Origin of the sequence: Labilibaculum manganireducens (genome assembly GCF_002843385.1) — a bacterium.
Lineage (GTDB): Bacteria > Bacteroidota > Bacteroidia > Bacteroidales > Marinifilaceae > Labilibaculum > Labilibaculum manganireducens.
Genome location: NZ_MVDE01000018.1, coordinates 109,596 through 118,212, shown reverse-complemented (window position 1 = coordinate 118,212; position 8,617 = coordinate 109,596). Strand labels below are relative to the sequence as shown.

Annotated in this window: 5 protein-coding genes; all 5 read right to left on the bottom strand. The window is 39.7% G+C overall.

Features of this window, described 5'->3' with window-relative positions; translation table 11 throughout:
- Window positions 1-122 precede the first annotated feature (122 nt).
- Genes BZG01_RS12745 through BZG01_RS12725 form a run of 5 tightly spaced genes read right to left on the bottom strand, consistent with a single transcriptional unit; the run spans window position 123 to window position 8,608 of the window.
- Window positions 123-575, bottom strand: a complete 453-nt coding sequence (locus BZG01_RS12745) for an alpha/beta hydrolase (protein ID WP_101310224.1) — start codon at window positions 573-575, stop codon at window positions 123-125.
- A 30-nt stretch (window positions 576-605) separates the two neighbouring features.
- Window positions 606-1,625, bottom strand: a complete 1,020-nt coding sequence (locus tag BZG01_RS12740; RefSeq protein WP_101310223.1) for a family 43 glycosylhydrolase — start codon at window positions 1,623-1,625, stop codon at window positions 606-608.
- A gap of 11 nt (window positions 1,626-1,636) precedes the next feature.
- A complete protein-coding gene (locus BZG01_RS12735) occupies window positions 1,637-3,199 on the bottom strand; it encodes a glycoside hydrolase family 43 protein (RefSeq protein ID WP_218973101.1) in 1,563 nt (520 codons plus the stop codon).
- Window positions 3,200-3,215: 16 nt separating this feature from the next.
- On the bottom strand, window positions 3,216-6,080 hold the full coding sequence (locus BZG01_RS12730; protein ID WP_101310222.1) for a glycosyl hydrolase: 2,865 nt from the start codon (window positions 6,078-6,080) through the stop codon (window positions 3,216-3,218).
- Window positions 6,081-6,136: 56 nt separating this feature from the next.
- On the bottom strand, window positions 6,137-8,608 hold the full coding sequence (locus tag BZG01_RS12725) for a glycoside hydrolase family 2 TIM barrel-domain containing protein (protein ID WP_101310221.1): 2,472 nt from the start codon (window positions 8,606-8,608) through the stop codon (window positions 6,137-6,139).
- Between the last annotated feature and the right edge of the window lie 9 nt (window positions 8,609-8,617).

Here is an 8,617-nt window from a genome sequence, read left to right as displayed (position 1 = left end):
TCCATGACGTCGTAATGGAAATAGCATGTGGGCTACAAAATTTGAGAGTTTCTATCAGACGATGGAAGTATCCGAAGTTAAAAACAAATAAACAAAACTATATTTCTAATTAGGAATAATGTCTAATGTTTATCCAATCCGGTCATCAAGGTCAGATATCCGCCTGCTGAATGACCCGAAACAAAAATCAATCGGGGATTCCCTCCATAATCAGCAATGTGTTTAAAAACCCATGCCTCTGCTGCCGCAGCATCTTCAATATAGGCAGGAGCTTTAACGAAGGGATAAAACCTGTATCCTACACCAATAACTGCACAGCCCTTTTCCATTAATTCAACCGGGATCTCCTTTTTCCCGGTAATAAGGCCTCCTGCATGAAACCAAATAATTGTTGCAAAGTCCTTTTTGTCTTTGGGATAATAGAAGTCAAGCTGGCACTTGCCCTGTTTATATTGATCACTGCTTCCCGTAGTATCTTCATAATAGGAAATATTGGTGATGGTTTCGTATGCTTGTTGTGCCTTTGCCAAACTTACATAAAGAACCAGAACAATAAACAAAAAAAAATATTTCATAATACATGAATTAAAGTTATTTTACAAATCTTATTTATAATCTACCACCCCTGTTTTTACATTAATTTTCCAAGGCTGGGGCTCCGGTAGCCACAATTTTCCGTCTCCAACTTTGAGTGGCATCCATAAATAGGTTGATGTGTGTTGATTTTCAGGCCTCCAAATATCTCCAAGAAAAATAACCGTTGTATCTTTGGTACCGGCAACGGTTAGTAACATGGTAGTCTGTGAACCGTATGTTTTTACTTCTTTGGGTGCGATACCATTTAATTTTGACCACGGACCTTCTAAAGAAGGAGCGGTTGCATATACGTTGGGATTTGGGTTCCACCCGGTTAATCTTGAGCCTACCAGGTAGTATAAACCATCTTTGTGGAAAATTCCCCCGCCTTCCATTTTTACATATTCCAACACTGAAACCTCTTTCTCAAGTTCCATATAATCATCGGATAATTTAACTATCCTTGTTCCCCAAATCTTTCTATCTTCATAAATCAAATATGCACTTCCGTCATTGTCTATAAACTGGCTTATATCCCTACTTTCATGTCCCATTGGGCGGAAACGTTTTATATATTTAAATTCGCTGGTCGGACTATCGCTAACAGCCATTCCCATATTGGCAATACCATAATTCACGTCTATATGAAAATACATGACACATTTCCCGGTCTTTTCATTATAAAACACTTTGGGCCTTTCTAAAACCCAGTTGGAAGCAAGAGAATCAGGTGCTGTCATTTTAAGCACATTGCCTCGAAACTTCCAGTTCATCAGATCTTTTGATGAATAACAACTAACATATCGATAATTTGGATCAAGTCCCTGACTTCGTTGCTCTCCATACCAAAAGTATGTGTTTTTAATTTTGATAACCCCTCCACCATGGGCTTGAATATGGTTTCCATCTTTGTCCGGCCATAATTTTCCAGGTTCTATAAGTTCCCTATTATTTTTTGTTGAACATGCACTGAATATCACACAACAAGCTAAAATTAAACCAGCTACAACGGGAAATAATTCCCTTTCTTTTTTATAATTAATCTTCATATATTTAAGTTCTATTGATTTAGTTTTTGGTCAGGCCCGTCAAATTCATAATGGAAATAATTAAAAGCGGCTGTTCCCCCGTTATTCAACCCATTGTAGCTAAATAACCCCACTCTATCACCTTTCCAATTTCGCCATACAAGTTTAATTTTGGAGCCGATCGGTTGGTAAGCTTTCCCGTCAAGGCTATAATAAAACCATGCTTTCTCATCGGGTATATTGAGTTTCACTTTTAAATAAACAATCGGCTTTTTAATAGCAATTTCTGCAGATTCCTTTCTACGATTATCGAAGAACAGATAAAATTTACCATCGACTTTTTTAATTCCTACTGCAGTCAACCTGGACATCAAAGCTAATCCTGCTTTCTGTCCATTCATCATTATTGCCCCATCCACCTGCGCAATGACTTCGCCATAATCTCCAATAATACGCTGAGTCAAAGTATTTCTGGCTTCCTGCAAAACGGGAGCCTTAAGAGCAGTCAGGGAAAGCCACCCTGGCCTTTGTGATAATGACCACGCTTCATCGACTGGATTATGATTCCATTGCCATTGCAGTCCCAATTGAGTGGAACTGAACTCATCGCTCGATTGCGGAACACAAACAGGAAATGTGCGTCCAACATCCGGTTTTTTCCAAACATAAACAGGTTCACCAATGCCATTACGGTCTATGTCAACACCAACAACAGGCCAATCATTCTGCCAAGAAACCGGTTGAAGGTGCATTACACGTCCACTTCCTTTCACCATCTGGAAATGAAAAAACCACCACTCACCGTTTGGTGTATCGACCAATGCGCCTTGATGCGGCCCATTAATTTTTGTTGCCCCTTTTTCCAGTACAACTTTCTTTTCAAATGGCCCAAAAATATTTTTAGATCGCAAAACCGTTTGCCAGCCCTGAACAACACCACCTTCGGGAATACTGAAATAGTAATAACCATTTAACTTATAAATTTTTGTCCCTTCGGCAACAGGTCCGGTATACACGGTAACTCCCCCGTCAAGAAGTGACTTTCCATCTTCGCTCATGCGATGAATAATGATTGGGCCTGCACCAACGTTGCTGCGGCACAGATAAGCCTGCCCACCTTCATCCCAAAAGGGGCAAGGATCTTCCCATCCAGCCGTATCAACAACCTGGCATAGTGGCTCCCAGGGGCCTTCGGGCTTCTCTGCCGTGGTCATAAACAAGCCGTCGTCGGGGGTACAGAAATAGACATAAAATTTATCATTATGATATCTGATTGCCGGTGCCCATGAGCCAGATCCATATCTCTCCATCTTATCGTATGAAGGAATATTAATTCGGCCGAATATGCGGCCTGCAATTTTCCAATTCACCATATCATCGGACTCCTGAATGGTCATTCCCATGTAATGAAATTCTGAACAAACCATGTAATATTTCGTTCCCACACGAATCACATCAGGATCGGAAAAATCAGCATTCAATACTGGATTGATATAGGTGCCATTTTCTTGATCGCCCCATGATGAGTATTTTTGGCCATATGCAGTTGCTGTGAGCATACAGCATACAACAACTAGTATATCTTTAACTTTCATAATACATTATTTCAGCCTACTTTTTATAAAGAGTAACCGGGCCAATTAACCCACCACTCATCAGATCATTTGACCTTCCTTTAAACTTACGATACCTTGGATTTCCCTTTTCACCTTCACCAATAAGACCATTCAATTGTCCCGGAGTGACGCTAACTTCAATGATATTTTCACCTTCTTTAAGCCATTTGGTTACATCAAAGGCATAAGGGCTATTGATACGCTGGCCTACATTATGTCCATTTACCAATACAGTGGCTGTGTAGCAAACCTTTCCCAGATCTATTAAATAGCTTTCGTGTTTACTAATGGCTACTAATTGAAATTTTGCCTTATAAACGCCATCCTCAGAAGTATACTTAAGCTGTTCATCTGTATTCCAATCAAATAGCACCGTATCTTTTAGTAAGGTATCCTTACACTGAATACCCCATTGTTTAAATTCAAAAATTGGATGGGCATAATAAAGTGAAACTTCAGGCTTGCCTAATAAATTTTCAGCGATTGGCTCTTTAGCACTTGCGTATAGGATAATGGTGCTGTAAGGCGCTAATTCATACGATACTTCATCACCGGCTTTAACCGGAATGATTGAACCATTTTCTGCATTTAGCCAATATATGTTTGTATATTTTTCATTCAGTTTCAGCGTTATTTGTCGCCATTGGTTGCTTTTATTCCAGATGTATTGAATACGGCTGCCATCACTCATCACTCTCTCTACCTGGCGTGAAAAATGGTATTTATCTTTAAACTTAACAGGTTTGTCTATTTCTCCAAGCCAAAAATCCAATGGTGTATCAACCGCAAAGTGGTTGCTATTAGGCTCTTTACAAGCCAGACTAATTGTTTCTGTTGTGGCTTGGTCATTCTCTTCCCAATTGAGGAATGAAGGCTGTTTGGAAGGTATGTCGCCCACAACAGCAAATTTCATCCCATCTTCAGCCAAATCCCTTATATGCTTTGCCGTATTTAATTGAATAACATCAATACCAACCAACATAAGTGCCTGATACTCGTTACCTCTAATATTTATCTTTTGATTATTAACCACCTTTGCCGCTTGAATAGACGCATCATTGACCCAATCCCAGGTAATGCCATTAGCTTCCAGTTGATTAATAACAGGATACACCTTGGCTGCCCACTCCTCTTTTTCTTTCTTAGCATGGTACTCTTTTGCCTCTTTCAACGGAGGTTCTACATCCGGCAAATAGCCAACTGTAAATATTTCGGTAGGGTTATCGGGCAACCCTTCCACATCCATATAAGGATAATATAATAGTACATCAGCCTGAGATTTGCCGGCACGTAACGCATACTGTGTACGTGCAACATATTCATTCACTTCTTTTTGATATTTCCAGAATTGTGTGCCTTCTCCTAAATGGGCACTAAATCCAATAAATCCCATATAAAATGGATACCAACCTAAATCGGTGGTTTCGTTAGTAATATACTTGTACGGTACCCCATGATAAATAACTTGATTAACGCCTGCTGCAAAAAGTTTATCTACAGCTAGCCTTAGTTTTTGTGGAGTTGTCATATATGCCCGATATTTCATAACCGCTGATTCGGCAGAAATAACCGGCCGATTATACAAATGAGCACCAGAGGTCATAATCTTCAGATTGGCTTCCTGACTAAGCATACTTTCTGTTTCTGGTATAGAGGCTCTTCCGGCGTTGGCAATCATGTCCATATACATGCCATAGGCTTGCGTACGGTGTAGCATGCCTCTTTCTTCCAACCAATTGCCACTGGCTGTTATAAAGCTTTCGCCAAACAACTCACTAATTGTTAAATCGTAATCATACCTTAAACGCCAATCTTCCGCGCCGAATAAAAAGTCGGGAGCAGCATTTGGATTTTTGAAGGATACGTAATTGTATCTTCTGGCCATGTTAGCCGGCAACCAAGGGGTAATATCATAGCCTCTTTTCGCTTTAAAATATTCAATAAAATCTTTCGAAAAATGGCGATCCACAGTAAATTCATAACTATCATCAAAAATAGCTCTCAACGGATTTCCGAAATAGGGCGCTAAACCAGTCTCTTCGCGCAACAGATATGCCAGGTTTTTAACCACTTTTGTTGAATCCAGATAGTTTAACACCGGCCCTTGTTTAGGGCCGGCAACCATTGAGCCGGTAAGGCTATTAGGTTTGCTCCAAAAAGCGAGAACTTTCCAGTGCCCTTCCGGAACATCCCATGTGATAGAGTCGTTAATGACTTTATTAGTTAACAACACCGTTGACTTACCATCAAGCGGGGTTGTTTTTTTTACACGCTCTCCTGCTTTTGATGCCAAAACAGCAATCAATTTAGAGGGCACCTCAGTGTCATTATTTATTGTTGGTATTTTAAAGGTGATGGTTTCCCCGCCAACAAGATCTATGTCATCGTATTTTAGATTAAGAAATCCATCTTCGGCATTTAAAAAAGGCCCTCCGGCAGGCCAGCCACTGCCGTCGGTAAGGTCAACAATTATTCCTTTTTTTTGAGCTTCGCCCATTACTGCTTTTAAATTTTGATAGTAACCTGGCGTATCCCAGCTTAACACTTTAGCACGTACACTATCTGTAGGCATCGGCACATTTATACTAAAAGGTTGTATTTCTACACCTCCAAAAGCATTATTGGCAAACAGGCCTATCTCTCTTTTCAGTTCAATGGAATCAACATCATTACCCGGCCACCACCAACGGGCAAAAGGGCCAAATTCCTGTTTAGGACTTATAAACTGAGTAGCCTCAAAGTCATATTCTACCAGCCACTGTTGCGCCTTTGCCTTATTTTGGTTTTGACAAGAATTTAACACGAACAGACTGGACAAGGCCATGATAAAGCCTTTTGTTATGTTTTTAAACCGATTCATTGCTCTGTTTTTATATTAAAAAATGATGCTTCACTTATAACCTACATCGTGAATAGCTACTCTAATTTAATGCTTACTTTAGCACCTTTCAATCCTTCTGCTGTTGCCCTTAATGTTACACTTCCTTTATTGCCATTGGGCATTAAAATAACTAAGCCTTTGCCCTGATACACTTTCTTTTGAGGCTGCTGAAAGCTTGATATATCGGCTGGGTTTCCATTACCTACGCCAGCCAACTTCGCTTTTCCCTTTATTTGATAGTTTATAAGCAAGTCATCAACATAAGGTACTAGATTGCCTTGCTCATCGACCACCTCAACACTTACATAAGATAAATCGTTAGGGCTGGCATTAATCACTGCCCTATCAGGACTTAGCTTAATGGTATAAGGCTTACCTACTGTTTTTAAAGTATCTGAACTAACCATTACCCCTTTCTCAAAACACTTTGCAACCAATGTACCCGTTTTATAAGGCACATTAAATTTTGTTGTAATTGAATTGGGCAAAATTGGATGGGCAGCAATAAATTTTCCATTTAATTCGAGTTTCACTAATTCGGCTTTTGTATGCACAAATACTTTCAGCTTTGTACCTTCTTCGCCGGGGAAACTCCAACTCTTAATCTGTTTTGGGAAATTATAAAAGAAATCAGCCTCTTTATACCCCTCAGGAATAGGAGGCTGCACCAGCATCTCAACATCACTTCTATCCCATACAATATCCAGATAATAGGAATTAACTTTTTTATTACCAATTAAATCCAACTCTCCACAATAAGCGTTAAAAATAGGCCATGCAGGCTCAAGAAAAAGGTTCGAACTAGTCTCACTATCTTCCTGAACAATTCTTGGGGCACCTAAACCAGCCTCGCCTAAATAATCCATTGCCGACCAGGTAAACATACCAATGGCATAGGGTAACTTTTTAGCTATTTCCCAACTTTCATAGACCAAAGGAGGAAAGGTTTCAGACTCATACATGACCCTTTCAGGGAATTTTACATGGTCTTTTTTATACTTACTTGTGGCATAGTTATAACCACAAACATCAACGTTGTTAAAAGAGGGTGCTGTATCGATCCACTTTTTTCCCTTTCGGCTCGACATAGCCATAATAAATTTTGGGATGGCCATGGTAACCGGTCTGGTGGAATCTATAGCACGTATAGCCTCGGCCAATTTTCGCCCACTTTCATAACCATCAGTATCAATAGATTCATAGATTTCATTACCGGTACTCCACATAATAATACTCGGATGATTCCTGTCTCGGCGCACCATTGATGCTATATCTTTTTGCCACCATTCATCAAAATAAAGATGATAATCTTGTGGTTTTTTCGGATCCTGCCAGGCATCAAAAGCCTCATTAATCACCAACATGCCCAATCGGTCACAGGCGTCTAGAAATGCAGGAGAATAGGGATTATGGCTTAAACGGATGGCATTGTAGCCATTTTGCTTAAGCAATTCCACTTTACGTTCTTCAGCCCTGTCAATGGCTGCTGCACCCAGTGGCCCATTATCATGATGTATACAACCGCCTTTTAATAATATATTTTTGCCATTTAAGGTAAACCCTGTTTTCGCATCAAAATGAATACTTCTAATTCCGAAAGTGGTGGTTGTTTCATCAAGCACATCTTCACCCTGAAAAATTTTCACTTTTGCGCTATAAAGAACAGGATTATCAATGGACCACAAAGCAGGATTTTCAACACGAACCTTTTGGGTATAGGTAACCGTTTTTTCTTTAAGCGATAATATATCCTGGCTACTTTTCGCTACCAGCACTCCCAATTCATTAAAAATCTCGGCATATAAGGTAACCGGAGTATTTTTATGATTGCTTTTTATGGTTGTTTCAATGGCCACCTCCGCCTCATTGTCAGAAACAGAAGGCGTTGTAATATAGGTTCCCCAGTTATCAATATGTACAGGATTCACCTTAGTTAGCCAAACATGGCGGTAGATACCTGAACCTGAATACCAACGGCAATTAAGCCCTTCGTTTTTAACTTGCACAGCTATGACATTTGATTGTCCTGCTGGCAACAAGTAGGGTGTCAAATCGTAATAAAATGAAGTATAGCCATAGGGATGGTTTCCTAAATGGTGGCCGTTAACCCACACATCAGAATTCATATAAACACCATCGAACTGAATAAAAACATTTTTGGCTTGTTCTGTTTTTTCAAGCACAAAATGCTTGCGATACCAGGCTGTCCCGCCCACCAAAAAACCGCCATCACGCTGTGAAGGTGCAGCTTTAGAGAAAGGACCTATAATACTATCAGTAATTTGATTGGGTAAATCTTCAATACTCCAATCGTGAGGCAGATTTAATTTGCGCCACTGCGAATCATCAATATCTGTTTTTTCCCCGTTTTCAACATTCTCCTTTATAAACAGCCAATCACTATCAAAAGCAATTGTTCGATTGGAGATTTCCTTGTTCTGTGCAAACACAGCTATACTACTAAAAACAAATAGTATGAGTAATATCTTATCTTTAATTTTTTCCATAACCCTCTA